The organism is Streptomyces sp. NPDC001480 (assembly GCF_042894725.1).
Lineage (GTDB): Bacteria > Actinomycetota > Actinomycetes > Streptomycetales > Streptomycetaceae > Streptomyces.
Window position 1 is genome coordinate 504039 of sequence record NZ_JBIAVX010000006.1, and the last position, 22258, is coordinate 526296.

The window sequence follows — 22258 nt, forward strand, 5'->3', positions numbered from 1 at the left end:
CCGCGGTGGCGACCGGCCGTCAGACAGGATTGCCGCGCGGCGTGATGACGGCGTTCGGCAGGGCCGGTGCGGGCAGACGGCCGCCCGGGAAGCCTTCGACCGCGCCGAAACGGTCGGAGGACGCCTCCCAGTCCGCTCGGGCCCGGACGATGTCCTCATGGCCGCGTCCGATGAAGTTCCACCACATGACGATCGCCTCCTCGAAGGGAGGACCACCGAGCAGGATCACCCGGGCCGGACCGTCCGACTCGTTCTCCACGGTGAGGTCTTCGGCGCCGCAGGGGACGTAGCCGAGTTCGGCCGGGCTCAGCGCGGCGTCGGCCAGGCGGACGCTCCCGCTGTCCACGAGAAGGCCGTGCTCGAAGGCGGTGTCCACGGCGAGGGTGATCACCGCACGTGGTTCGAGGGTGATCTCGGCGCCGAGCAGGGGCGTGAAGGTCCGTACCGGGGAGGTGCGTCCGGCGAGCGAGCCCAGGAAGACCCTGATCTCCGCCCCGTCGATCCGCACGGGCTCGGGCACGTGGTGCTGGAAGTCCCGCTCGGCGTCGCGGTGCTCCTCGGGCAGCGCCACCCACAGCTGGACGCCGTGGAGGACGGTGGTGCGCGGGGTGGAGACCTCGGAGTGGCAGATGCCGCGGCCGCCGGTCATGAGATTCATCTCGCCGGGCCGGATCAAGGCGTGGGTGCCGAGACTGTCGCGGTGCTCGATCTCACCGCTGAACAGCCAGCTCACGGTTTGCAGGCCGGTGTGCGGGTGCGGGGGGACGTCCATGCCCCCGGTCGCGGTGATGTCGTCGGGGCCGTAGTGGTCCGCGAAGCACCAGGCGCCGATCAGTGTGCGGGCCCGCTGCGGCAGCGTCCGCCGTACGCGCATCGCACGGGGGCCGCCCAGGGGCACCTCCCGCGCCGACAGCACGTCGACCCGAGGCGCTGCGGCCGGCCGCCCGCCGTCGGCCGGCGTACCGCACCTGATTGCCGCGGGTTCGGTTTCCACGTTGCTCATCGCAGCCACCCCTCGCACGATCTAGTTGTCACATCAACTATCATGCCATGGGCGCAGACCGACGACCACCGCACCGATCCGTGTGCGGGCCGGCCTGGGCGGTCGCGAAGGAGGCCCGGATTGAGCAACAGCACCACCGGATCCGCACTGCGCAGGATCTTCGTCGACAAACAGAGCCCCAAGGCCTTCCACGCACTCCTTCAGACCGCGGAGGCGGTGCGGACGGTGGCGGCCGAGGCCGGGTTCGACCGAACCACCGTGGAACTGATCAACCTTCGGGTGTCCCAGATGAACGGCTGCGCCTACTGTCTGGACATCCACACCAGGGCCGCCCTGCGCGCGGGCGAGTCACCACAGAGACTGGGAGTGCTGGCGGCCTGGCGGGACACCGGCCTGTTCACCGACTCCGAGCGCGCGGCGCTCGCCCTGGCCGAGGTGACGACCGATCCGGCGGACGCCGACGCACAGGCGTCCGCCTACGAAGCCGCCCGGCAGGTGCTCACCGACGACCAGGTCTCCGCCGCGATCTGGGTGGCGATCACCATCAACGCCTTCAACCGGGTGTCCATCCTGAGCAAGCATCCGGTACCGGCACCCCGCGCGGAGTAGGCGCCACCCGGTCAGGTCCGTTCCTCGTCCATCTTGCGCGCCACACGCTCGGACAGCTCGGCCAGCACCCGCAGTTCCGCGGGCGTGACATGGTCGAGGAACAGCTCGCGCACCGCCTCGACATGGCGCGGGGCGGCGGCATCGATCGCCGCCCGCCCCGCCTCCGTGATCACCACGAACGCGCCGCGCCCGTCCTCGGGGCACTCCTCCCGCGCGACCAGACCGCGCTTGGACATTCGGGCGATGTGATGGGACATCCGGCTCTTCTCCCATTCCAACGACTGGGCGAGGTCCACGAACCGCTGCCGTCCCTCGGGCACATCGGTCAGATGGACCAGCACCGCGAAGTCCGCGGCCGACATGTTCGACTCGGTTTGCAGCATGCGCGACAGACGGCCTACGAGCTTGTCGTGCAGCCGGACGAAGCCCCGCCACGCGCGCTGCTCCTCCGGCGTCAACCACTGCACCGTCGCGTCCATGCGAGAAAGTCTAGACGTAGTTGACAGATCACCGAGCTGGCGCCCGCCATGTGTCGAAGTCCTTGGGCGCGGGGCCGGGTGCCCCGGCTCAGCGACTGGGCCGCTGCGCCGCCACGATCGTGTCCATGGTCCGCTCCGCACCCACCCACCGCTGCACCCGTTCCGAGAACCCCGGGAACTGCGACGCGACCTTGGTGAGGAACTTCAGCTCCAGCGGGGCGACGTTGATCTCGGCGACATCGCGTTCGACCGCCCGGACCACTCCCCTGACGACCCGCTCCGGCGAAACGGTACGCACGCCCCCAGGCGTCGGTGACCCGGTGTTCGCGAACATGCCCAGGTCACGCACGAAACCGGGCTGGACGATCGAGACGCCCACGCCCGTGCCGTGCAGGTCCTGGCGGAAGGACAGGGAGAAACCCCGCAGGCCGAACTTCGTCGCGGTGTACATCGACGACGACTTGGTGGCCGCCATGCCCGACAGCGACCCGACGAAGCAGATGTGCCCGCGCCCCGCCTCCACCATGTCCCGGGCGAGCAGACGCGCGAGCACAGCGGGCGCGCGCAGGTTCACCGCGAACGCCCGGTCGATCTGGTCCGGCGTGTAGTCCAGTACATCGCCGCTGGAGGGCAGGGCCGCGTTGGCGATGAGGATCTGCGTGCCGGCGGCTTCCGCGGCGAGGCGCCGCACGTCCTCCGGGTCGGCGAGATCGGCGAGGATCGTCCGGGCGCCATAACGTCCGGCGAGCGGGTCCAGCGCCTCACGACGCCGGCCGGTGAGAATGAGCTCCGCGCCCCGGGCCGACAGTTCGGCGGCGAGCGCCCCGCCGATACCGCCCGTGACTCCGGTGAGCAGAACCGTGGCCCCAGCAATGTGCACGACTAACCTCCGGTCTGTTCGTTCGAACGAACAATAACCGCTCTCGACGCCCCTGCCCAGGCCGGGTACTCCTCCAGTGGAACAATGACCGGCATGTCCAAGGCCGCCTCCACCGCCCCCTCCGCCCCCGCCCCGACTCGTCAGCGCATCATCACCGCCGTCCTGCGGATCATCGGCGAGAGTGGGATCGCGGCACTCACCAACAGGAGGATCGCCAAGGAGGCCGGTGTGTCGCTCGGCTCCGTCACCTACCACTTCGAAACCCAGCACGATCTGCTGCGGGAGAGCCTGCTTCAGTTCGTGCGCGAGGAAGCCCGGTACTTCACCGAGCTGGCGGACCAGTGCCAGACCGAGGGCCTGGACATCGAGGACGCGGCGTCGCTGGCCGGCCAAGTGGCCTGCGGCTCGGCCCTCGACAGCGCACACCTCGCGCCCTTCGAGCTGTACCTGCACGCCGGACGCGACCCGCGCCTGCGCGAGGCTGCAGCCCAGGCGTTCGAGGCTTACGACCGGCTGGCCGCCCAGATCCTCACCGCACTGGGCGTTCTGGACGCGGAACGCCTGGCGGCGACCACCGTCGCCGTGGTGATGGGTCTGCAACTGCGCCGCCTGGCGACCGGCAGCCCGGCGGACGATCTGGTCGACGCCCTTCTTCTGCTGGCAGGACGCGCCGGGGACCAGTCGCCCGGTACAACAGCCGGACGCTAGCCCATTCGAATGGGTCGCCGGCGCCACAGGGTGAACGAGCAAGCCGTGTGACGCGTCAACGGCGGTCGGCCACTCGGGGCCGCTACCGTCGGCTCTCGTGCTGCTCAGCTACGCCTTTGTGAACCTGAAACCCGGAGTGGGAAAGACGACCAGCGCGGTCTGGCTGGCTCACGCTCTTCACGAGTCGGGCCACCCACCGCTGTTGGTGGACAGTGACCCCGCTTCGTCCGCGCTGCGCTGGAGCGAACTGGCGGGCGGTTTCCCCTTCCCTGTGGTCGCCCTTCCCGTGGGTGACGTGCACCGGAGGGTGAACGACTTCCTCGGCAACCGGCAGGCGGTGGTGTTCGACGCCCCGCAACTGGAGGACCACGCCCACATCGCACGGAGCATCATGAGATATGCGAGCGAGTGGATCGTGCCGGTGACGCCGGCCCCCATCGAACTGGATCGCATGGCACCCATCGGCGGCGAGATGGGCGACATGCAGTCGTTGCGCGCCCAACCGGCCCGCGCCGCCGTCCTGCTGAACCGTACGAACCGCCCGGACGCCACACGCACCGGTCCCGACGCCGACGCCCGCGAAGCTCTTGCCGAGCGCGGCTTCGACGTGCTGTCCACCCACATTCCGCGACTCGACCTGTACGCCCAGTCGTTCGGCGGCCCGATCCACGTCAAAGGCTCGGCCTACATGGACCTCGCGGACGAGCTCATCAACCGTCAGGACAAGGCGTGAACCAGCGCAAGGACACCTACCGGGCGGCACTGCGGCGCGAACCGCAGGGCACCGCATCCCGCCAGACCAAGGTCACCCGGCTGCACACCCGGTACGTCCGGGTGACCATCGAGCTCGACCCCGCCTTGCAGAGCAGCCTCACCGACTGGGTGGCTCCACCGGTTTCCGCGCTCCTCCAGGCAGGGACCGCTGTACTGCGGCCCCTGACGAGTTGGTACGGGTCGCGCACATGACGTCAGCTCAGGCTCGGCGGGGTCCAGTCCGCGTGCCGCAGGATGGTGCGGACGGTCACGCCGGACGGGGCCAGGCGGAGCGCGGTGTCGCGCACGGCGACGGCCAGGGGGTTGCTCAGTTGCTGGCCCATGCGGCCGGCCTGGCGGGCCGCGCGTGCGACGGCTTGGCTGCGTGGGCGGCGTTCGGTGTCGTACCGGATCAGTGCTGATTCGACGGTGGGTTCGGCAGTGAGTGCGGCGGCGAGGACCGCGGCGTCCTCCAGGGCCTGGCAGGCGCCTTGGCCGAGGTTCGGGGTCATGGCATGGGCCGCGTCACCGAGCAGGGCGATCCGGCCCGCGGTGAACGAGGGCAGAGGCGTTGCCAGTTCGTGGATGTCGTGGTGCAGAACGGCGTCGGGCCGGGTCGCCTCCAGCAGGGCGGGGATCGGATGGTGCCAGGCGGCGAAGCGGCGGCGCAGCACGGCGAGCGGGTTCGCATGTCGCACCCCGGGCGGGGAGTTGAGTACCGCGTGCCACTCCGCCCGGTTGTCGGTGAAAGCGATGTGCCCGAACTCCGTGCCCCTCCCCCAGGTCAGTTCGAAGTCCGTGTCCAGCTCCACGGGGTGCTCGGTGATGGCGCGCAGGACGGTCGAACCGCTGTAGACGGGACCGGGGTGGCCGGGGAACAGCTGGGCGCGCAGGCGGCTGCCCACGCCGTCGGCGGCCACGACCAGATCCGCGTCCAGGGCACCGTCCTTGAGTGTCACGCGTACGCGGGCGGGATCGCTGCGGTCGGTGGCGGCCACCTCTGCTCCGACGAGCAGGCACTCGCAGGGCAGTGTCGCGCGCAGCAGCCGGTGCAGCTCGGACCGGGGGATGCCGACGATCGGCGTTCCCAGCTCGCGCTCCAGCCTGGCCCCGTCCATCCGGGCCAGCCGGCCGCCGCCGGGGGTGCGGGTGCCCCCGGTGTACTGGGGACGTGCGGCCGCGCGTACCGCCTCGCCGACGCCGAGGGCGTCCAGGGCGCGTATGCCGTTGGCGTGCAGGGAGATACCCGCGCCCGCGTCGGCGAGGACCGGGGCGCGTTCGACGACCGTCACCTGCCAGCCGATCCGGCGCAGGCCTGCCGCGGCGGCCAGCCCGCCGATACCCCCGCCGACCACTACCGCGCTCCCGCCCATATCCGGCCCCCCATGCGTCCTGGCGATTTTTCTACAGGTGTAGAAGGAGGGTACTCCGGGCGTACTCCGTTCCTCTACAGGTGTAGAAAGGGGGGATGTCCACCGACCGACGCACTCTCCTCGCCGACGCGGCCATCGACGTGCTCGCCGAGTCCGGGATCCGGGGACTGACCCATCGCGCGGTGGACAGCGCGGCCCACCTGCCCCCCGGCACCACCTCCGCCTACTACCGCACCCGGCACGCACTGCTCACCGCGCTGGTCCGGCGCCTGGTCGCACTCGACCAGGCAGAACTCCAGAACATCGGCGAGCGGACCCCGGTGCCGCGGAACGCCGAGGAACTGGCGTCCGGGATAGCCGCCTTCGTCGAGCGACGACTCACCGGTGACGGGCGGCGCCGCTCCCTCGCGCGTTACGCCTGCGCCATCGAGAGCGTCCACCACCCGGAACTGAGGGAGATCCTCGAGCCGCGGGAGAACGCCGCACGGCAAGTCGTGTGCGACTTCCTCGCCGCCCAGGGCGTCACGGACGCGGAGGAACGCACCGTCACGTTGCTGATCTGCGTGGACGGTCTGGTCTTCGACCGCCTGGTGGGCGGCGGAACCGTCTCGGACCAGGAGATCCAGCAAGTGGTGGCGGCGGCATTGCGATGACCCGGGCGTGGCGGGCACGCCACGGAATGCCGAACAGCGCGACGTGAGGCGGGCGTTCGGACACAGGTTGGGCCTCGGGTGGTCGCTGAAAGACGGACAGGACTCATGACCGACCCCGCGACAACGCCCGGATCGCGACGCACCAGAAGATCGACACGTCGGTGCCGCATTCCGCGCGCATCTGGAACCACTGGCTCGGCGGCAAGGACAACTGCCCCGTCGACGAGCAGGCCGGCGACGCGTACACCGCCGTCTTCCCCGGTGTCGTCACCATGGCCCGCAGCAGCCGTGCCTTCCTGCGCCGCAACATCGCGTACCTCGTCTCCGAGGCGGGCCTCCGGCAGTTCCTGGACATCGGCACGGGCCTGCCGACCGCGGAGAACACCCATGAGGTCGCCCAGCGGCTCGCCCCGAGGCACGGATCGTCTACGTCGACAACGACCCGATGGTGCTGACCCACGCCCGCGCCCTGCTCCACTCCTCACATGAGGGCGCGACCGCCTACATCGATGCCGACGTGACGGACCCGGACCGCATCCTCGCGGCGGCCGCCGAGACGCTGGACTTCAGCCGGCCCGTCGCGCTCATCCTCAGCAACATCCTGGGCCACGTCGCCGACTACGGTCAGGCCCGCTCCACATCGACCCGGTCTTCGAGCAGGCCCAGGAGTCCTGCAACAGCAGCGGAGCCGTCCCGTACAACCTGCGTCCCGTCGACGTGATCACCTCGTTCTTCGACGGCTTGGAGCTCGTCGAACCCGGCGTCGTCTCGGTCACGCAGTGGCGTCCGGAGCCCGGTTCGCCCACCCCGCAGGTCATCGCCGAGCACGGCGGACTCGCCCGCAAGCCGTAGGCGACGGACGCCGAGCACGACCAGGGAGCGCGGCCGAGACGGACGCGCTCCCCGACCGCTCCCGACCGCTACCTGACCACGACGATCACGACGCCTCCGTTGCCGAAGCGATGGTCGAAGCAGAACCCCGGGTGGAAGAAGCAGAATCCGCGGTGGCCGAAGCCGAATCCACCGTGGTCGAACCCACCGTGGTGGAACCCGAACCCGCCGTGGTCGAAGCAGCGCCCGTCGTTGTTGTCGAAGCACCCGTCGGTGGTCGCCCGGGTGTGCACGGCGGGGGCTGCCGCCGCGGCCGTTCCCGCTGTGGTGATCACGGCACCGCCGGCCATCAGCATGCCGGCCGCGGAAGCCGCGGCGAGACGCCTCGCGCGTTGTGCTCGCATGATGAATGCACCCTTCCTTCCATCGTCGTCTCGCGCGACTCTCAGCGGCACGAGATGGATGGCCGCGGCGCCGGGAACCAGCCGTCCGAGGGCGTGCCCCCAGCTTGCGGCCCTACTTCCTGTACGTGAGCGGCGCCTTTTCGGATTGCCGTTCCGACAGCTGACGCCGACTTTGCGGCACGAAGAGCTGTGGCTTCCAACGGGTGAATCCAGCCGTCCGGCGAGGGGCGGCCGGCGCGACAGCGGGAAGGGCATTCTGCGTACCGGACCAGAGACGGGCAGGGAGTGCCGCCATGCCGAAGTTCCTCATCCAGGCCACCTACACGCCCGAGGGCACGAAGGGGCTGCTCAAGGAAGGAGGGAGTGGCCGCCGCGCCGCCGTCGACCAGGTCGTCACCGGTCTGGGCGGGACGGTGGAGGCCATGTACTTCGCCTTCGGGGCGGACGACATCGTGCTCATCGTCGACTTCCCCGACCCGGTCTCCATGGCCGCCGTCAGTCTCACCGTCAAGGCCAGCGGCGGCCTCAGCACCCGGGCCACGCCCCTCCTCACCCTCGACGAGCTCGACGAGGCCGCCCGTCGGCAGGTCGGCTTCCGCGCCCCCGGCGCGTAGACCCGAGGCGGGCGACGAACGCGGTGATGTGAGAGGCGACCTGGTCGGGCACCTCCAGTGGCGACAGGTGGCCGGTGCCGCCGAGTTCGGTGAGGGTGGCGGTGGGGATCAGGGGAAGCAGGTGTTCGCGCAGGATCCGCGGCGGGTCCACCTTGTCCTCGCTGCCGGCCAGCACGAGTACGGGAACGTCGATCGCGCCGACCCTGTCCGCGAAGTCCTCGACCAGGGCCTGCCGCGGCCACGCCGTACGGGCCGCCTCGCCCGCCCGGGAGCTGTCCTCGTGAACCTGCCGGCGGGCCTCGGCGGACAGCCCGCCGTTGGTCAGTGCCAGATCGATGCTGCGGTTGATGGTCTCTTCGGTGTCGTAGGCGTGTGCCAGCATCTCCTGGAACTCGGGGGTCACACCGACCGGAGCCGGCGGGGCGGGGGCGACGAGCACCACGCCCTGCAGCCCGGCGGGGCGGCGGGAGGCGAGTACCTGGGCCGCCTTTCCGCCCATCGAGTGGCCCACCAGGACGTACTCGCCGTAGCCGAGCTCGTCGATGACGCGCTCGGCGTCGTCGGCGAGCTGCTCGATGCCGTACGGGCCGGGCACCTCGGTGGAGTCGCCCCAGCCGCGGTGGTCGTACGAGACGAACGCCTGCGCGGCGCCGAGACGCTGGAGGACCGGCCGCCAGGTGCGGTGGGAGCCACCCCAGTAGTGGAGGAAGACCAGGGCCGGGCCGTCGCCTTCGCGGACGTGGCCGTAGAGCCGTCCGTCCTTCACGGCGAAGTACCGGCCGGTGGGCGTGTGTGTGGTCACGACTGTCAGGTGTCCTTGTCCGGGCCGGTGCGGATCCGCTCTGCCGCGGCCGCTGCCGACGCGAGTCCCGGCGGTCGGGCCGGGCTGCTCGTGGCTCGATCGTCGTCCGGCTTCTCTTGATCGACCACAGGCTCGCTTGCCATGGTTCGCAACTTTCGGGACAGGCTCAAGAGGCGCACCGCGGGCTGACCCGTACTTCTGCGCTGCCGGCCGTCATCGGTGTCAGGAAAGTTACGGTCGTAGCATTGGTGCCATGGCACCTCATCGTGTCGCGGTCCTGGCGCTGCCCCGCGTACTCCCCATCGATCTCGGCATCCCCACCCAGATCTTCGACGCGCGGCCCAACACTCCGTACGAACTCACGGTGTGCGGTGAAGGCCGTGGCGGCGTGACCACCAGCACCGGCTTCACGGTCGGGGTCACCGCCGGGCTGCCGGCCCTGGCCCGGGCCGACACGATCATCGTCCCCGGCTACTGGGACTACCAGCGGCCACCGGCGCCCGAGGTCACGGCGGCCCTGAAACTCGCCGCCGGCCGAGGCACCCGCATCGCGTCCATCTGCACCGGCGCCTTCGCACTCGCCGCGGCCGGGCTGCTCGACGGCCGTACGGTGACCACGCACTGGGCCAGCGCCGACGATCTCGAAAGGCTCCACCCGCGGCTTCGGGTGGACCGCGACGTGCTCTACATCGACGACGATCCCCTGCTGACCTCCGCGGGCGTGACCGCCGGCATCGACCTGTGTCTCCACATCGTCCGCAAGGACCTCGGTGCCGCCGTCGCCAACGAGATCGCCCGTGAGCTGGTCGCCGCGCCACACCGGGACGGCGGCCAGGCCCAGTACATCGCCCAGGCCCTGCCGGAGCCCACCGCTCACACCCTCGCTGAGACCCGCGAGTGGGCCCTGCGCCACCTCGACGAATCCCTCACCCTGGACGTTCTCGCCGGGCACGCACGTGTCTCCACCCGCACCCTGGTCCGGATGTGGCGGCAGGAAACCGGCACCACCCCCCACCAGTGGCTGCTCACCGCCCGCGTCAACCACGCCCGCGAGCTCCTGGAAGTCACCGACCTCGGCATCGAACAGATCTCCACCCAGAGCGGCCTCGGCACCAGCACCAACCTCCGCGCCCGGTTCCGCGACGCCTGCGGCACCACACCCACCGCCTACCGTCGAACCTTCCAGCGCGGCGCACCCATCGCTCCCGCGTCACCGCCGCGGCGTTCGTGAACGGCGGGCCCAGGCCCCACGGAACCCGCACCGTCCAACTCCCTTACATCAACTCTTACTTCACAGCTTGACGAAAGTGGTCCGTACCTTTAGTTTCTCCGGGCGACCACTTCCCCCCGTGCGCGCTCGACCGTTCGCAAGGCGAAAGCGTTGCCGAGCGTCCACCCCCACGAAAGGCCGCCCCCCACCATGGCCAGACCAAGGCCTCTTTCCGCATCCGCCGTCCTGGCGGTCACCGCTCTCACCCTGTCCACAGGCGTGCTCACCGCGTCCCCGGCCGAGGCCGCCACCGGTACGATCACCGGTCTCGCAGGCAAGTGCCTCGACGTCGCCGGGGCCAACTCCGCCGACGGTACGGCCGTCCAGCTCTACGACTGCAACGGCACCGCCGCCCAGCAGTGGACGATCGGCACCGACCGCACCATCCGGGCCCTCGGCAAGTGCCTCGACGTCACCGGCAATTCGACGGCCGACGGTGCCAAGCTCCAGCTGTGGACCTGCTCCGGCGGCGCCAACCAGAAGTGGACCGTGACCACCGCGCAGGACATCGTCAACCCGCAGGCCGATAAGTGCATGGACGTCACGGGCAACAGCTCCGCCAACGCCACCCGGATACAGATCTGGAGCTGTAGCGGCGGTGCCAACCAGAAGTGGACCGCGCCCGCGTCGGGCGGCACCCCCACCCCGTCCGCACCGATGGCGGTGGCGCCGTACCTCTACAACGGCTGGGGCGATCCGCCCAGCCCCACCACGATCAGCAACGCCACCGGCGTGAAGTGGTTCACGCTGGCCTTCGTGCTCAGCAACGGCTACTGCAACCCGCAGTGGGACGGCAGCCGTGCGCTGACCGGCGGCGCGGACCAGCAGACCGTCAACACCGTGCGGGCGAACGGCGGTGACATCATCCCGTCGTTCGGCGGCTACAGCGGCAACAAGCTGGAGAGCTCCTGCTCGAGCGCGAGCGAGCTGGCGGCGGCGTACCAGAAGGTCATCAACGCCTACGGCGGTCTCAAGGCCATCGACATCGACCTCGAGGCCGACGCCTACAGCAACGCCACCGTGCAGCAGCGCACCGTGGACGCGCTGAAGACCGTGAAGGCCGACAACCCCGGTCTGAAGGTGTACATCACCATCGGCACCGGGCAGAGCGGGCCGGACACCAGCCTCATCAACCGTGCCCATTCCTCCGGCCTCACCGTCGACGCCTGGGCCATCATGCCGTTCGACTTCGGCGGCGCCGGCCAGAACATGGGCAACCTCACCGTGCAGGCCGCCGAGGGTCTCAAGACGGCGCTGAAGAACGCCTACGGCTACAGCGACGACCAGGCCTACCGGGACATGGGCATCTCGTCGATGAACGGCATCACCGACAACAACGAGACCGTCACGGTGGCCGACTTCCGCACCATCCTCGCCTACGCCCAGCAGCACCACCTGGCCCGGCTGACCTTCTGGTCCGCCAACCGCGACCGCCCCTGTACCGGCGGTTCGGCGGACAGCTGCTCCGGCGTCAGCCAGTCCAACTGGGACTACACCCGCACCTTCGCCGGCTACACCGGCTGACGGCCGGCAGCCACAACCCCCCACCCCTGCTCAGGAGAACCATGTCTTCCCTCCCGTCCCGCGGCAGATCCGCCGCGGCCGCACTGGTCGCGGTGACCGCCGCGTCGCTGCTCACCGGCGTTCCCGCGCATGCCGCGAGCACCGCCCTGCCCACCGGCTTCGCCACCGTCATGAACGCCGCGAGCGGCAGATGTCTCGACGCCAAGGCGGCCGCCACCGCCAACGGCACCGTCGTGCAGCAGTACTCGTGCAACGGCACCACGGCGCAGCAGTGGAGCTTCACCGCCACCAGTGACGGATACGTCCGTATCAACAACGGCAACGACACCAACCAGGTCGCGGACGTCGCCGACGTCTCCACCGCGGACAACACCCAGGTCCACCTGTGGACCTACGGCGGCGGCGCCAACCAGCAGTGGCTGCCGGTGGACGACGGGGGCGGCGCCTACCACTTCGTCAACCGCAACAGCGGCAAGTGCCTGGACGACCCCAGCGCCTCGACCGCCGACAGCGTGCAGTTCGTGCAGTACACCTGCAACGGCACCGCCGCGCAGCGCTTCCAGGTGGTCCCCGTGACCCAGTCGGCCACCAACCCCGACCTGGGCCCGAACGTCGTCGTCTTCGACCCGTCGATGTCGTCCTCGACCATCCAGAGCAAGCTGAACACCATCTTCCAGCAGCAGGAGAGCAACCAGTTCGGCTCCCGGCGCTACGCCGTGCTGTTCAAGCCGGGCGCCTACAGCGCCGACGTCAACGTCGGCTTCTACACCCAGGTGCTGGGCCTCGGTCTGTCGCCCGACGCGGTGACGATCAACGGCGCCGTGCACGCGGAGGCGGACTGGTTCCAGGGCAACGCCACCCAGAACTTCTGGCGCGGCGCGGAGAACCTCTCGGTCAACCCGCCCGGTGGCAGCGACCGTTGGGCGGTCTCCCAGGCGGCGCCGTACCGCCGGATGCACCTGCGCGGCAATCTCGCCCTGGACGACGGCGGCTGGTCCAGCGGCGGGCTCCTTGCCGACAGCAAGATCGACGGCCAGGTCAACTCCGGCACCCAGCAGCAGTGGCTGACCCGCAACTCCGAGCTGGGCAGCTGGACCGGCTCCAACTGGAACATGGTCTTCGCCGGAAGCACGGGGGTGCCCGCCACCACCTTCCCCAGCCCGCCGGACACCACGGTCGCCCAGAGCCCGGTCTCCCGTGAGAAGCCGTTCCTGTACGTCGACGGATCCGGCAACTACCAGGTGTTCGTGCCGTCCGTGCGTTCCAACTCCTCGGGTGCGAGCTGGACGAGCGGCAGTGCCTCGGGCAGCTCGCTCTCGCTGGACAGCTTCTACGTCGTCAAGCCGGGCGCCACCGCGTCCCAGATCAACGCGGCTCTCGCCGCGGGCAAGAACCTGCTGGTCACCCCGGGTGTCTACCACCTCGACCAGACCCTCCAGATCAACCGTGCCGACACGGTCGTGCTCGGTCTGGGCCTGGCCACCTTCATTCCCGACAACGGCATCACCGCGATGAAGGTCGCGGACGTCGACGGAGTGAAGATCGCGGGTCTGCTGTTCGACGCGGGCACCACCAACTCGCCCAGCCTCCTGGAGGTCGGACCGTCGAACGCGTCCGCCTCCCACTCGGCCGACCCGACCTCCCTGCACGACGTGTACTTCCGGATCGGCGGCGCGGGTGTCGGCAAGGCGACCACCAGCCTCGTCGTCAACAGCGACAACGTCATCGGCGACCACATGTGGATCTGGCGCGCCGACCACGGCAGCGGCGTCGGCTGGACCAGCAACACCGCGGACACCGGTCTGATCGTCAACGGCGACAACGTCACCATGTACGGCCTGTTCGTCGAGCACTTCCAGAAGTACCAGACCATCTGGAACGGCAACGGCGGCCGCACGTACTTCTACCAGAACGAGATGCCCTACGACCCGCCCAACCAGGCCGCCTGGATGAACGGTTCGACCCAGGGCTACGCCGCCTACAAGGTCGCCGACTCGGTCACCAGCCACCAGGCGTACGGGCTCGGCAGTTACTGCTACTTCAGCACCAACCCGAGTGTGACGGCCGCGCACGCGATCGAGGCCCCGAATGCCAGCGGAGTCCGCTTCACCAGCATGGTGACCGTCTCCCTCGGTGGCACCGGCACCATCAGCCACGTGGTCAACAGCACCGGCGGCCCGTCCAACTCCGGTTCCAACGTGGCCGACCTGACCAGCTACCCGTAGGAGTGGACGTGCATGACCCACTGTCCCCGGCGAGAAGACCCCGCAGGGCAGCGCTCGCCGCCGTCCTCGGCGCGATGGCTCTCGTCGTGGCCCTCCCGGCCCAGGCGGACGCCGACGTGCTCCAGTTGCTGCCCCAGAACGCCGACGGCCTGGAGCAGACCTTCTCCCCCGCCTACGACTACGACGGTGACGGCTGCTACGCGACCGCGGCCATCGGCGCCGACGGCACCATCAACCCCGGCCTGAAGCTGGGCGGCGACGTCAACGGCCACTGCCACGACTACGCCCAGCTGGCCAATGCCAACACGTACTCCCGCGAGAAGTGCGACAACGGCTGGTGCGCCGTGATGTACGCCAGCTATTTCGAGAAGGACCAGGCGACTTACGGGCCCGCGGCCATCGGGCACCGGCACGACTGGGAGCACGTCGTGGTGTGGATCAACGACAACCAGGTGCGGTACGTGTCGGTGTCCCAGCACACCGGCTACCAGGTGGCGGCCGCCTCGGCCGTCCGCTTCGACGGCACCCACCCGAAGATCGTCTACCACAAGGACGGCATCTCGACCCATGACTTCCGCTTCGCCAACTCGGGCGACGAACCACCGGAGAACGCCACGGGTGGCTGGTTCTACCCGCGCCTGGTGGGCTGGAACGGCTATCCGGCCGGCTACCGCGACAAGCTCATGAGCGCCGACTTCGGTGACGCCACGATCAAGATCAAGGACGGCGACTTCCCGTACGCCCTCGCACGTTCCATGCCGTCCGGCATCCCGTTCGACCCCAATGCCTGACGCCGCCCAGCGGCAGGCTGAACCAGGAGACCGCCCCTCGGCAGCGTCGCGCACGCTGCCGAGGGGCGGTTCCGCGATCTGCGTGAAGCCGTTTCCGATCGAAGGCCGCGCGAACGACCGGGCACCTCGCCGGACGGTCCGGCAACCTTTCATGCCTATGAAAGGCGCCGGTCGTGAACGGCACGGAGCAGACGATCAGTTCCGCCTTCCCCCTGACAGCGAACCACGCCACCGAACCCGTGGTCCGCGTACCGAACGACTACGTGGTCAACCGCCAGACCTCCCCGCAGACCCTGGAGGCCTACACCGGCAAGGGCACCGTCCTCTGGTCCGTGAACACGGGCCTCAACAGCGAGAACCAGGACAACATCGAACCGGGCGCGTCCACGATCGACGTCGGCAACTGGGACGGCGTCACCGTCTACGACTTCGACGGCGACGGCTACGCGGAGGTCGCCGTCCGCATCGCCTACGGGGTCACCTTCGGCGACGGCGCCACCTCGCGCCGTACTTTCAGGTGCTGGCCAGTTGGGGCAGGCTGCCGCTGGTTGCGGCCCCGCCGCGCGCCCACTCCTCGAACGGCAGTGGGCGGACCGGATGTGTGGCCCGATTTCGCATGGCAGCGGGCTGATGCGCCGGGCCTCAGCGCAGTGCGGCCTCGCCCGCGTGGACGGCGTGCAGGGCGCGCTCGACGGTTTCCCGGTTCTCGCCGACCGGGGCCACGTAGTCGACGACGTCACGTGCGGCGGCTTCCCCGAGTGTCCGGGTGATCAACCAGGTGGCAAGGTACTGGGACGCCAGGCAGCCGCCCGCCGTGGCGATGTCCCCTCGGCGTGGAACGGCGCGTCCAGCACGGTGACGTCGCAGGCCTCGACGAAGGGCCGGCTCTTCGTGTCCGTACAGGCGGGCATGCCGTCCAGCAACCCGAGCCGGGCGAGCACCAGCGCGCCGGAACACTGCGCACCGATCAGCTGCCGCGTCGGGTCGGGCGGCAGCCTGGCGATCAGCCGGTCGTCGGCGACCACGTCCCGCGTCTTCACCCCGCTGCCGATCAGCACGACGTCGGCTTCGGTGACGAACTCCATCGGACGCTGCCCGGTCACCTCGACACCGTTCATCGACGTGACCACGGGCGTCGGCGTGGTGATGAGGGCCTCCAGGCCGTCCTTGCGGCACCGGTTGATCAGCGCGGAGGCGATGAAGCTGTCGAGTTCGTTGAATCCGTCGAAGGTGACCACGGCTACCTGCATCGCATCTCCTCGAAGCCTCGAAGCACGGCACTGGAAGCGCAGTTTCTCAGGTGCGCCGTGTCCGGGGCGTGGGCCAATTCACTCTCGGTGGCCCGTCTGGATGAGGTCGTGCAGCAGGTCGTAGGCGGACTGGACGAAGGTGCCCCGGATGGTGGGGCCCGTGTTGGTGACGGCGGCGAGGGCGGTGGGCGGGTCGGGGGTGAGGCCGGTGAAAGCGGTGAAGCCGCGGGTGCCTCCGGAGTGGAAGTAGACGGTGTGGGCGGGCAGGGTGCGGTGGGTCCAGGCCAGGCACCGGGGCGGGGTGCCGGGGGCGGTGGGACGGGGAGTGAGGACCTCGCGCAACGCGCTGCGCAGTGGGGTGTTGTGCGGCGCGGCCCGGTCGGGGTCGAGCAGCGCGTCGAGGTAGTGGAGGAGGTCACGGGCGGAGCAGCGCAGAGCTCCGGCCGCGGGGAGTGCCGGGATGAGCCAGGGTTCGAGTGGTGTGCCGTCGCGGTGTCCCACGGCGTGTCCCGTGCCGGGCGCGGCGGTGGTGTCGGTCAGGCCGAGCGGCTGGATGAGCCGGGTGCGCAGGAGGGTCGCGTAGGGGGTGGCCGTGGCTCGTTCGAGGATGTGCCCCAGCAGGCCCATGCCGAAGTTGGAGTAGCAGGTGCGGGTGCCCGGCCGGCGACGGACACGGGTCCGGGAGAGGGCGGGCAGGAGTGCCTGGGGCGGGAAGTCGCGGTAGGGGTTGGTGAACCAGTGCGACAGGGCGGCGCGCAGGAGTCCGGGTGGCAGCCGGGGCAGTCCGGAGGTGTGCGTGGCCAGGTGTTCCAGGGTGATCGTGTGGCTGTGGGGGCCGCGGGGAAGCGCCGCGCGGGGCAGGTGGGTGGCGAGCGTCGCGTGCGGGCTCATCTCGTCACGGGCGCCGAGTTCGGCGAGCAGGAGCGCGGTGAAGGTCTTGGTGACCGAGCCGATCTCGAAGCCGGTGTGCTCGGTGACGGGCCGCCGGCGTGAGGCGTCCGTCCAGCCGCGGCACACGATCGTCGCCGCCGTCGGGGTGACGGCGGCGACGGCGAGTCCCGTGCCGCGGGGTGCCGCCGACGCGAAGGCGGTCAGTGCCCGCTCGAGCCGGCCGGCGGGTGTCACGAAGCGACCGGCTGCTGCTGGTGGTGGGCGAGTGCCAGGGTCGCGGCGATAGCCGCCACGACGGTGGTGTGGTGACCGGTCCGGAACGCCTCGTCGGGGTCGTCGGGGATGGGCCGGCTGTCCGGGGGCATGAGCCCGTCGGGACGCTGCACCTCGGCCAGGCGCTGCCAGGCGCCGGTGTCGCCGACGGGGTCGGGCAGGCACAGGCCAGCGATGAGGAGTTCGGCGACGAGGTCCCATTCGTGGATCTCGGCCCAGATGTCGGTCCACACCGGCAGCCAGGTGGCCAGGTAGTCGCTCAGGGCGGGCCGCAGGTTGTGCGGTTCGGCACCCCAGTCGGTGATGTGGAAGACGGTGTGGGTGACGGCGTAGCCGGTCATCCAGTCGATCGTCCACGGTTCGGGGGTGTGCCCCAGCCAGGTCGCGGCCGTCAGGGTGGGCCAGTGGGCGTGTACGGGCAGTCCGGCGACGTGGGCGGCGTTGGCGACGGCGAGGCGGCGGTTCGGCAGGTGCTCGCTGCCCTGGTGCGAGGCCAGGCCGGTGAGGTATTGCTCGAGTTCGTGCAGCGCGTCGTGCCGGTAACCGGCGCGCGCGAAGTGCGCGTAGACCTCCAGCGGGTCGGTCATCGCCGGGTAGCGCAGTTGCCGCTCGTACAGCAGTGCGCCGTTGCCGAGCTGTTCCCAGGCGAAGGAGAGGAGGCTGTCGGCCAGTCGCCGGTCCGCCGGGGTGGAGGCGGGGGTGCGCAGCAACAGGCAGGCCGCGAGCGCCGATTCGCCCAGCGGCTTGTAGACGCCGTTGGGGTCGGCGAGTTCGGCCGACGTTCCGGGTGGGAACGCGCCGTGTTCGCGGTGGCGGTGCAGCCAGCCGATCGCCGTGGAGGCCATGCGCTGGGCGAGGTGCCGGCAGGGCAGGTGGGTCATGTGGTCGTCCCCGTGGGCCGTGCTGTCAGGAGGCGGGCGATCGCCACGTCGAGGGCGGTGTGCGCGTCGTTGCCGCCGTAGAGTTCCAGGTGCCGCAGTGCCGCCGGCAGGTCGAGGTGGGTGCGGCTGCCGCGGGCCGTGGCGAACGCGGCCCAGCGCGCCAGCCGCGCGGCCGTCGTGTGGTCGCGGCGCAGCAGCGCGCGGGTGACTCCCTGGGACACCGCGCGCGCGTGCCGTCCAGGCGGGTCGGAGAAGGGGCTGGGCAGGCCGGGCAGGGTGAGGCAGTACAGCGGTGCCATGGCCGCCGACACCGCCTGCCAGGCGAGTCCGGTGATGTCGATGGTTCGCGGCAGGGCCCGCAGGGCCGGGAACTCCTCCGCGTGCGCGCCGAGCAGCGCCATGCTCGCGTAGTCCCGCCACTGTGCTTCGGGCGCGTCCGCCGCGGACGGAGGGAAGACGCGGAAGGCCTCGACGACGCACTGGCCGTCGGCGTGACCGAACGGGGCACCGGTCAGTGCCGCGGGCGCGAAGACATCCGGTCCGAGCACCCGTACGGCCGCCAGCGCCGCCTTGGTGTCGTCGCCGGCGTCCACGTGGTCCGCCAGGCCAGACCGATCCTGGGCGCCCGTTGCGAGGGCACCCAGGACGTGACCGGCCAGACCTTGCACCGCAGCGGCGAATCGGCTGTGGGGTGAGGGGTCTGGGTCAGGCATCGGGATCCACCATTCTGTTCGCGCGGAACGTCAGTGGCTGTGGTCGGTCGTCAGCACTTACTTCTCACGGGGCTCGGACGGCTCCTTGGGCGAGAGCAGAACCAGAAGCAGCAGCTTGCCCGCGGCCTGTGGGGCGTAGGTCGGCGCGCCGCTGACCGGGGTTTCCTGAGTGGACATCAAAGAGGTCAGGGCGGCATGTTCGGCGGACTCGGTGGATACCGGTGCCAGGTGAGTGGCTGTCAGAACAGGCATCGTGCCTCCAAAGGGCATCCCCGCCCCGACCGGGACGGGAACGGGTCGAACGTCACTCAGGAAGAGCGACGGATGAGCGTCGTCTCGACGAGCTGCATCATCCCGAACGCTCCCCTCCGCCCACGGCGACCAAAGCGAAATTCATACAAATCACCCATATCGGGCATACGGTGACGACTGTCGGCGGATTTCACGGAGAGCCATTTTTATGACAGTCGTCATAGCCACGGTGTAGAGTCCGGCTATAACGATCGTTATAGGAGGCAGCCCATGACCGTCATCACCGTGAACACCGCCAAGGGGCGCCTGAGCCTCGCACAGCGGCGCACGCTGGCCGAGACCCTGACGGACGCGGTGCTCGTGCCCGAGGTGGGCCGGTTCGCACCGGCCGCCCGGGTCGGCTTCCAGGTGCACTTCGTGGAGCAGGAGCCGGAGATGGTGGCCATCGGCGGGCACCTGCTGACGGATGCCGGCCAGGAACCCGACGTCATGCTGATCGACGTGGCGGTGATGGACGGCGACTGGCGCCGCGAGGTCCGCGCCGAGGTGATCGAGCGCGTCCTGGCCGCGCTGGCCGAAGCGTGCGGACTGACGGAACCGTCGCCGGGCTGGTGGGTCAACTTCCGTGTGATCGAGGAAGGCAGCTGGGGCTCGCGCGGCGGCGTGCTCTCCGTACTCTCCCTCCTCGACAGCGGGGTGTTCACCGAGGAGAAGGCCGAGGCGATCCGCGCGGCGATCGGCACCTGAGCCCGGAGCCCCCGGCCCGTCAGGCGGAACCGTCGAGCGCGCCGACGATCAGCACTTCGAGCTGCTGCGCGACCTGATCCAGCGGCTCCATGTCGCGCTTCGCACGGCACATGGCGATGGCACCCTCGACGGACGCCACGACGAGGGCGGCGAGCCCGGGCGCCCGGTCGGGATCGGCGCCGTGCCCCGTCAACGCCTCGGTCAGCAACCGCTCCCAGCCCTCGAAGACCTCGGCGGCGGCGATCAATGCCGACGGGGTCTCGTCGGTCGGCGGCTCCTCCACGGAGACGGCGAGCACGGGACAGCCGGCCCGGAAGTCGCTGTCGACGACGATGCCGCGCCACAGGGCCAGGAAGGCCCGCAGGCCGGCCACCGGGCCCGCGTCCAGCTCCTTGCGCAGGATGCGGGCCACCGCCGCTCCCGCGTACTCGACCGCCTCGGTGGCCAGTTGCTGCTTGCCCTCGGGGAAGTAGTGGTAGGTCGAGCCGAGCGGCGCCTTGGCGTGTTTGGCCAGCTCCCGGATGCTGGTCGCGTTCAGACCACGCCTGCTGATCATGTCGGCCGCCCCGACCAGGATGCGCTCGCGCGACGGCGTGCTGGGCTTGGCCAAGACCGTTCTCCCCTCTGGCTATAACGCACGTCATAGTCTAGCGTGCCCTCCGGTTATAACGACTGTCATAGACCGCGTGAAGGGAGATTCGTCATGCCGATGATCCGGCTCACCGTCCCGTCCGGTTCCCTGACCGAGGAGGGCCGCGGCAGTGTCCAACGGGACCTGGCCGCCGTACTGCTCCGCTGGGAAGGAGCGCCCGACACCGCGTTCTTCCGCGCCCAGGCGTGGAGCTACCTCGTCGAGCTGCCCGAGGGGGCACAGACCACCGCCGAGGACGACGCGCCGCGCTTCCTCGTGGACGTGACGGTTCCGCAGGGCGCGCTGTCCGAGCGGCGCAAGGCCGGCCTGGTCGAGGACGCCACCAGGACCGTCCTCGCCGCCGCCGGGCTCCCGGCCGACGACGCCCTGCGGGTGTGGGTGCTGGTGCACGAGCAGCCCGACGGCACCTGGGGCGCCGGCGGCTCCGTCATCCGCTACGAAGACCTCGTGGCTCTCGCGAAGGGGCAGCGGGCCGATGCGTGAACTGACCTACGTGGCCCGCGACTCGGTCGAATGGCGCGAGGCATCCGACCCCAAGCTCCGGTCCGGCCAGGAGGCGATCGTCGCCCCGGTCGCCGCGACCTCCTGCGACGTCGACACGGAGATCCTCGCGGGACACGGCTTCATCGAACCGCCCTTCGCCCTCGGCCACGAGTGCGTGGCAAGGGTCGTCGAGACCGGCGACGCCGTCACCACCGTGGCCCCCGGCGACCTGGTGGTCGTCCCCTGGTCCATCAACTGCGGCACCTGCGACAACTGCCGCGCCGGACTGACCGCGCACTGCACGTCCGTACCGCACATGGCCATGTACGGCGCGCCGATCGGCGGCAGTTGGGGCGGCCTCTTCTCCGACCTGGTCCGCGTGCCCTGGGCGGACGCCATGCTCGTCCCCCTGCCCGCCGGCCTCGAACCGATCGCCATGGCCTCGGCGAGCGACAACTGGTCCCTGTCCTGGCGCCTGGTCGCCCCGCACCTGAGGGCCAGGCCGGGAGCCCGCGTGCTGGTCGTCGCCCGCGGCAGCATCGGCCTGTACGTCTGTGACATCGCCCGCGCGCTCGGCGCCTCGGACGTCCTCTACGTCGACCCCGACCCCGAGCACCGCGAGATCGCCCGGGGCTACGGCGCCGCCACCGCCGAGACGCTCGAGCCCGTCCGGCACGGCTTCGACATCGCCGTCGAGGCCACCGGCCGCGTCGACCAACTCGCCCTGGCGGTCAAGTCCCTGGCCCCGGAAGGCATCTGCGAGTCCGCCGGCAACCACTTCCGCCCCGGCGAACTGCCCCTGCTCGACATGTACCTCACCGGCGTCACCCTGCGCATCGCCCGTGACAACGTCCGCGACCACATCCCCGATGCCCTCGACCTCGCCCGCTCCGGCACCGTCGACCCCGCGCGGGTCGTGTCCCACGTCCTCGACTGGGAACAACTCCCCGACGCACTGCCGGAGAAGCACCTCAAGCCCGTCTTCGTCCGCGCCGACGGCTGACCGCCTCCCGCCCCCGGCCCACCACGCCCCCGACAGAGAAACCCGATGAACGCGCCACCCACCGAGCCCCTGACGCCGCACGCCGGCCCCGCCCGCCCGACAGCGGAAGAACTGGACCGCCGGCGGGCGGCGATCTCCGCCCTCGGCCACGAACTGCGCGCCCTGGTGGACGCCACCGTGCGCACCGCGACCCC

The 22258-nt window shown here is 70.4% G+C and carries 23 protein-coding genes and 2 pseudogenes; 14 read left to right on the forward strand and 11 right to left on the reverse strand.

Going from position 1 to position 22258, the window contains the following annotated elements:
* Nucleotides 1–19: 19 nt before the first annotated feature.
* Entirely contained in the window at nt 20–1003 is a 984-nt protein-coding gene (locus tag ACFY01_RS17925; RefSeq protein WP_390736649.1) for a pirin family protein, read from the reverse strand.
* A 120-nt stretch (nt 1004–1123) separates the two neighbouring features.
* On the opposite strand from ACFY01_RS17925, the gene ACFY01_RS17930 reads away from it, so the two are divergent.
* Nucleotides 1124–1612: a carboxymuconolactone decarboxylase family protein gene (locus ACFY01_RS17930; protein WP_390736650.1), complete on the forward strand. Its 489-nt coding sequence runs from the start codon at nt 1124–1126 to the stop codon at nt 1610–1612.
* An 11-nt stretch (nt 1613–1623) separates the two neighbouring features.
* Here the strand turns inward: ACFY01_RS17930 and ACFY01_RS17935 are convergent, their stop codons facing one another.
* Both ACFY01_RS17935 and ACFY01_RS17940 read right to left on the reverse strand, forming a co-directional pair.
* Entirely contained in the window at nt 1624–2091 is a 468-nt protein-coding gene (locus ACFY01_RS17935) for a MarR family winged helix-turn-helix transcriptional regulator (RefSeq protein ID WP_390736651.1), read from the reverse strand.
* Between the two features lie 88 nt (nt 2092–2179).
* Entirely contained in the window at nt 2180–2971 is a 792-nt protein-coding gene (locus tag ACFY01_RS17940) for an SDR family NAD(P)-dependent oxidoreductase (protein WP_390736652.1), read from the reverse strand.
* Nucleotides 2972–3064: 93 nt separating this feature from the next.
* Between ACFY01_RS17940 and ACFY01_RS17945 the strand changes: the two genes are divergently transcribed.
* The 3 genes from ACFY01_RS17945 to ACFY01_RS17955 all read left to right on the forward strand — a co-directional run bounded on the left by ACFY01_RS17945 (nt 3065) and on the right by ACFY01_RS17955 (nt 4645).
* Nucleotides 3065–3679, forward strand: coding sequence for a TetR/AcrR family transcriptional regulator (locus ACFY01_RS17945; protein WP_390736653.1), 615 nt, complete (start codon nt 3065–3067; stop codon nt 3677–3679).
* A gap of 97 nt (nt 3680–3776) precedes the next feature.
* Complete coding sequence (locus tag ACFY01_RS17950) at nt 3777–4412, forward strand: AAA family ATPase (RefSeq protein ID WP_390736654.1); 636 nt, start codon at nt 3777–3779, stop codon at nt 4410–4412.
* Nucleotides 4409–4645: a hypothetical protein gene (locus tag ACFY01_RS17955; RefSeq protein WP_390736655.1), complete on the forward strand. Its 237-nt coding sequence runs from the start codon at nt 4409–4411 to the stop codon at nt 4643–4645. The genes ACFY01_RS17950 and ACFY01_RS17955 overlap by 4 nt, the downstream gene beginning before the upstream one ends.
* 2 nt (nt 4646–4647) lie before the next feature.
* Here ACFY01_RS17955 and ACFY01_RS17960 read toward each other — a convergent pair whose 3' ends face one another.
* Nucleotides 4648–5805, reverse strand: a complete 1158-nt coding sequence (locus tag ACFY01_RS17960; protein WP_390736656.1) for an FAD-dependent monooxygenase — start codon at nt 5803–5805, stop codon at nt 4648–4650.
* Nucleotides 5806–5900: 95 nt separating this feature from the next.
* On the opposite strand from ACFY01_RS17960, the gene ACFY01_RS17965 reads away from it, so the two are divergent.
* Entirely contained in the window at nt 5901–6458 is a 558-nt protein-coding gene (locus tag ACFY01_RS17965) for a TetR/AcrR family transcriptional regulator (protein WP_390736657.1), read from the forward strand.
* Between the two features lie 105 nt (nt 6459–6563).
* A pseudogene (locus tag ACFY01_RS17970) lies at nt 6564–7310 on the forward strand (SAM-dependent methyltransferase).
* A 68-nt stretch (nt 7311–7378) separates the two neighbouring features.
* On the opposite strand, the gene ACFY01_RS17975 reads toward ACFY01_RS17970, so the two are convergent.
* A complete protein-coding gene (locus tag ACFY01_RS17975) occupies nt 7379–7693 on the reverse strand; it encodes a hypothetical protein (RefSeq protein ID WP_390736658.1) in 315 nt (104 codons plus the stop codon).
* Nucleotides 7694–7986: 293 nt separating this feature from the next.
* Between ACFY01_RS17975 and ACFY01_RS17980 the strand changes: the two genes are divergently transcribed.
* Nucleotides 7987–8307, forward strand: coding sequence for a GYD domain-containing protein (locus ACFY01_RS17980; protein ID WP_390736659.1), 321 nt, complete (start codon nt 7987–7989; stop codon nt 8305–8307).
* On the opposite strand, the gene ACFY01_RS17985 is transcribed toward ACFY01_RS17980, so the two are convergent.
* Nucleotides 8243–9109 (reverse strand): alpha/beta fold hydrolase, encoded by an 867-nt coding sequence (locus ACFY01_RS17985; protein WP_390736660.1) that lies wholly within the window; start codon nt 9107–9109, stop codon nt 8243–8245. The two genes, ACFY01_RS17980 and ACFY01_RS17985, sit on opposite strands and share 65 nt — an antisense overlap.
* 253 nt (nt 9110–9362) lie before the next feature.
* On the opposite strand from ACFY01_RS17985, the gene ACFY01_RS17990 reads away from it, so the two are divergent.
* The 4 genes from ACFY01_RS17990 (at nt 9363) to ACFY01_RS18005 (ending at nt 14919) form a co-directional block, all read left to right on the forward strand.
* Complete coding sequence (locus ACFY01_RS17990) at nt 9363–10340, forward strand: GlxA family transcriptional regulator (protein ID WP_390736661.1); 978 nt, start codon at nt 9363–9365, stop codon at nt 10338–10340.
* 189 nt (nt 10341–10529) lie between these two features.
* Entirely contained in the window at nt 10530–11903 is a 1374-nt protein-coding gene (locus ACFY01_RS17995) for a ricin-type beta-trefoil lectin domain protein (protein WP_390736662.1), read from the forward strand.
* Nucleotides 11904–11944: 41 nt separating this feature from the next.
* Nucleotides 11945–14128 carry an RICIN domain-containing protein gene (locus tag ACFY01_RS18000; protein WP_390736663.1) on the forward strand — a complete coding sequence of 728 codons (2184 nt, stop codon included), beginning with the start codon at nt 11945–11947 and terminating at the stop codon, nt 14126–14128.
* 74 nt (nt 14129–14202) lie between these two features.
* A complete protein-coding gene (locus tag ACFY01_RS18005) occupies nt 14203–14919 on the forward strand; it encodes an NPP1 family protein (RefSeq protein WP_390736710.1) in 717 nt (238 codons plus the stop codon).
* Nucleotides 14920–15561: 642 nt separating this feature from the next.
* Here ACFY01_RS18005 and ACFY01_RS18010 read toward each other — a convergent pair.
* The 4 genes and pseudogenes from ACFY01_RS18010 to ACFY01_RS18025 form a co-directional block, all read right to left on the reverse strand.
* A pseudogene (locus tag ACFY01_RS18010) lies at nt 15562–16169 on the reverse strand (AraC family transcriptional regulator).
* Between the two features lie 78 nt (nt 16170–16247).
* A complete protein-coding gene (locus tag ACFY01_RS18015) occupies nt 16248–17294 on the reverse strand; it encodes a serine hydrolase domain-containing protein (RefSeq protein WP_390736664.1) in 1047 nt (348 codons plus the stop codon).
* Entirely contained in the window at nt 17291–18214 is a 924-nt protein-coding gene (locus ACFY01_RS18020; protein WP_390736665.1) for a DUF6895 family protein, read from the reverse strand. The genes ACFY01_RS18015 and ACFY01_RS18020 overlap by 4 nt, the downstream gene beginning before the upstream one ends.
* Nucleotides 18211–18927 carry a hypothetical protein gene (locus tag ACFY01_RS18025; protein ID WP_390736666.1) on the reverse strand — a complete coding sequence of 239 codons (717 nt, stop codon included), beginning with the start codon at nt 18925–18927 and terminating at the stop codon, nt 18211–18213. The genes ACFY01_RS18020 and ACFY01_RS18025 overlap by 4 nt, the downstream gene beginning before the upstream one ends.
* A gap of 522 nt (nt 18928–19449) precedes the next feature.
* Between ACFY01_RS18025 and ACFY01_RS18030 the strand changes: the two genes are divergently transcribed.
* Nucleotides 19450–19926, forward strand: coding sequence for a 4-oxalocrotonate tautomerase family protein (locus ACFY01_RS18030; RefSeq protein ID WP_390736667.1), 477 nt, complete (start codon nt 19450–19452; stop codon nt 19924–19926).
* A 19-nt stretch (nt 19927–19945) separates the two neighbouring features.
* Here ACFY01_RS18030 and ACFY01_RS18035 read toward each other — a convergent pair whose 3' ends face one another.
* The gene (locus tag ACFY01_RS18035; protein ID WP_390736668.1) at nt 19946–20536 is read right to left on the reverse strand and encodes a TetR/AcrR family transcriptional regulator; all 591 of its coding nucleotides are present in this window, start codon (nt 20534–20536) and stop codon (nt 19946–19948) included.
* 93 nt (nt 20537–20629) lie between these two features.
* Between ACFY01_RS18035 and ACFY01_RS18040 the strand changes: the two genes are divergently transcribed.
* Both ACFY01_RS18040 and ACFY01_RS18045 read left to right on the forward strand, forming a co-directional pair.
* Nucleotides 20630–21061: a 4-oxalocrotonate tautomerase family protein gene (locus tag ACFY01_RS18040; RefSeq protein WP_390736669.1), complete on the forward strand. Its 432-nt coding sequence runs from the start codon at nt 20630–20632 to the stop codon at nt 21059–21061.
* Complete coding sequence (locus ACFY01_RS18045) at nt 21054–22064, forward strand: zinc-binding dehydrogenase (RefSeq protein WP_390736670.1); 1011 nt, start codon at nt 21054–21056, stop codon at nt 22062–22064. The genes ACFY01_RS18040 and ACFY01_RS18045 overlap by 8 nt, the downstream gene beginning before the upstream one ends.
* The last annotated feature ends 194 nt before the right edge of the window (nt 22065–22258 follow it).

Bases quoted from the DNA above. Each gene is read 5' to 3' on its own strand.
- ACFY01_RS17975 (WP_390736658.1), bottom strand. From the start codon at position 7,693: ATGCGAGCACAACGCGCGAGGCGTCTCGCCGCGGCTTCCGCGGCCGGC.
- ACFY01_RS18020 (WP_390736665.1), bottom strand. From the start codon at position 18,214: ATGACCCACCTGCCCTGCCGGCACCTCGCCCAGCGCATGGCCTCCACG.
- ACFY01_RS17925 (WP_390736649.1), bottom strand. From the start codon at position 1,003: ATGAGCAACGTGGAAACCGAACCCGCGGCAATCAGGTGCGGTACGCCG.
- ACFY01_RS18040 (WP_390736669.1), top strand. From the start codon at position 20,630: ATGCCGATGATCCGGCTCACCGTCCCGTCCGGTTCCCTGACCGAGGAG.
- ACFY01_RS17960 (WP_390736656.1), bottom strand. From the start codon at position 5,805: ATGGGCGGGAGCGCGGTAGTGGTCGGCGGGGGTATCGGCGGGCTGGCC.
- ACFY01_RS17965 (WP_390736657.1), top strand. From the start codon at position 5,901: ATGTCCACCGACCGACGCACTCTCCTCGCCGACGCGGCCATCGACGTG.
- ACFY01_RS18005 (WP_390736710.1), top strand. From the start codon at position 14,203: ATGGCTCTCGTCGTGGCCCTCCCGGCCCAGGCGGACGCCGACGTGCTC.
- ACFY01_RS17995 (WP_390736662.1), top strand. From the start codon at position 10,530: ATGGCCAGACCAAGGCCTCTTTCCGCATCCGCCGTCCTGGCGGTCACC.
- ACFY01_RS17945 (WP_390736653.1), top strand. From the start codon at position 3,065: ATGTCCAAGGCCGCCTCCACCGCCCCCTCCGCCCCCGCCCCGACTCGT.
- ACFY01_RS17935 (WP_390736651.1), bottom strand. From the start codon at position 2,091: ATGGACGCGACGGTGCAGTGGTTGACGCCGGAGGAGCAGCGCGCGTGG.
- ACFY01_RS18045 (WP_390736670.1), top strand. From the start codon at position 21,054: ATGCGTGAACTGACCTACGTGGCCCGCGACTCGGTCGAATGGCGCGAG.
- ACFY01_RS17980 (WP_390736659.1), top strand. From the start codon at position 7,987: ATGCCGAAGTTCCTCATCCAGGCCACCTACACGCCCGAGGGCACGAAG.
- ACFY01_RS18000 (WP_390736663.1), top strand. From the start codon at position 11,945: ATGTCTTCCCTCCCGTCCCGCGGCAGATCCGCCGCGGCCGCACTGGTC.
- ACFY01_RS17990 (WP_390736661.1), top strand. From the start codon at position 9,363: ATGGCACCTCATCGTGTCGCGGTCCTGGCGCTGCCCCGCGTACTCCCC.
- ACFY01_RS18030 (WP_390736667.1), top strand. From the start codon at position 19,450: ATGACCGTCATCACCGTGAACACCGCCAAGGGGCGCCTGAGCCTCGCA.
- ACFY01_RS18025 (WP_390736666.1), bottom strand. From the start codon at position 18,927: ATGCCTGACCCAGACCCCTCACCCCACAGCCGATTCGCCGCTGCGGTG.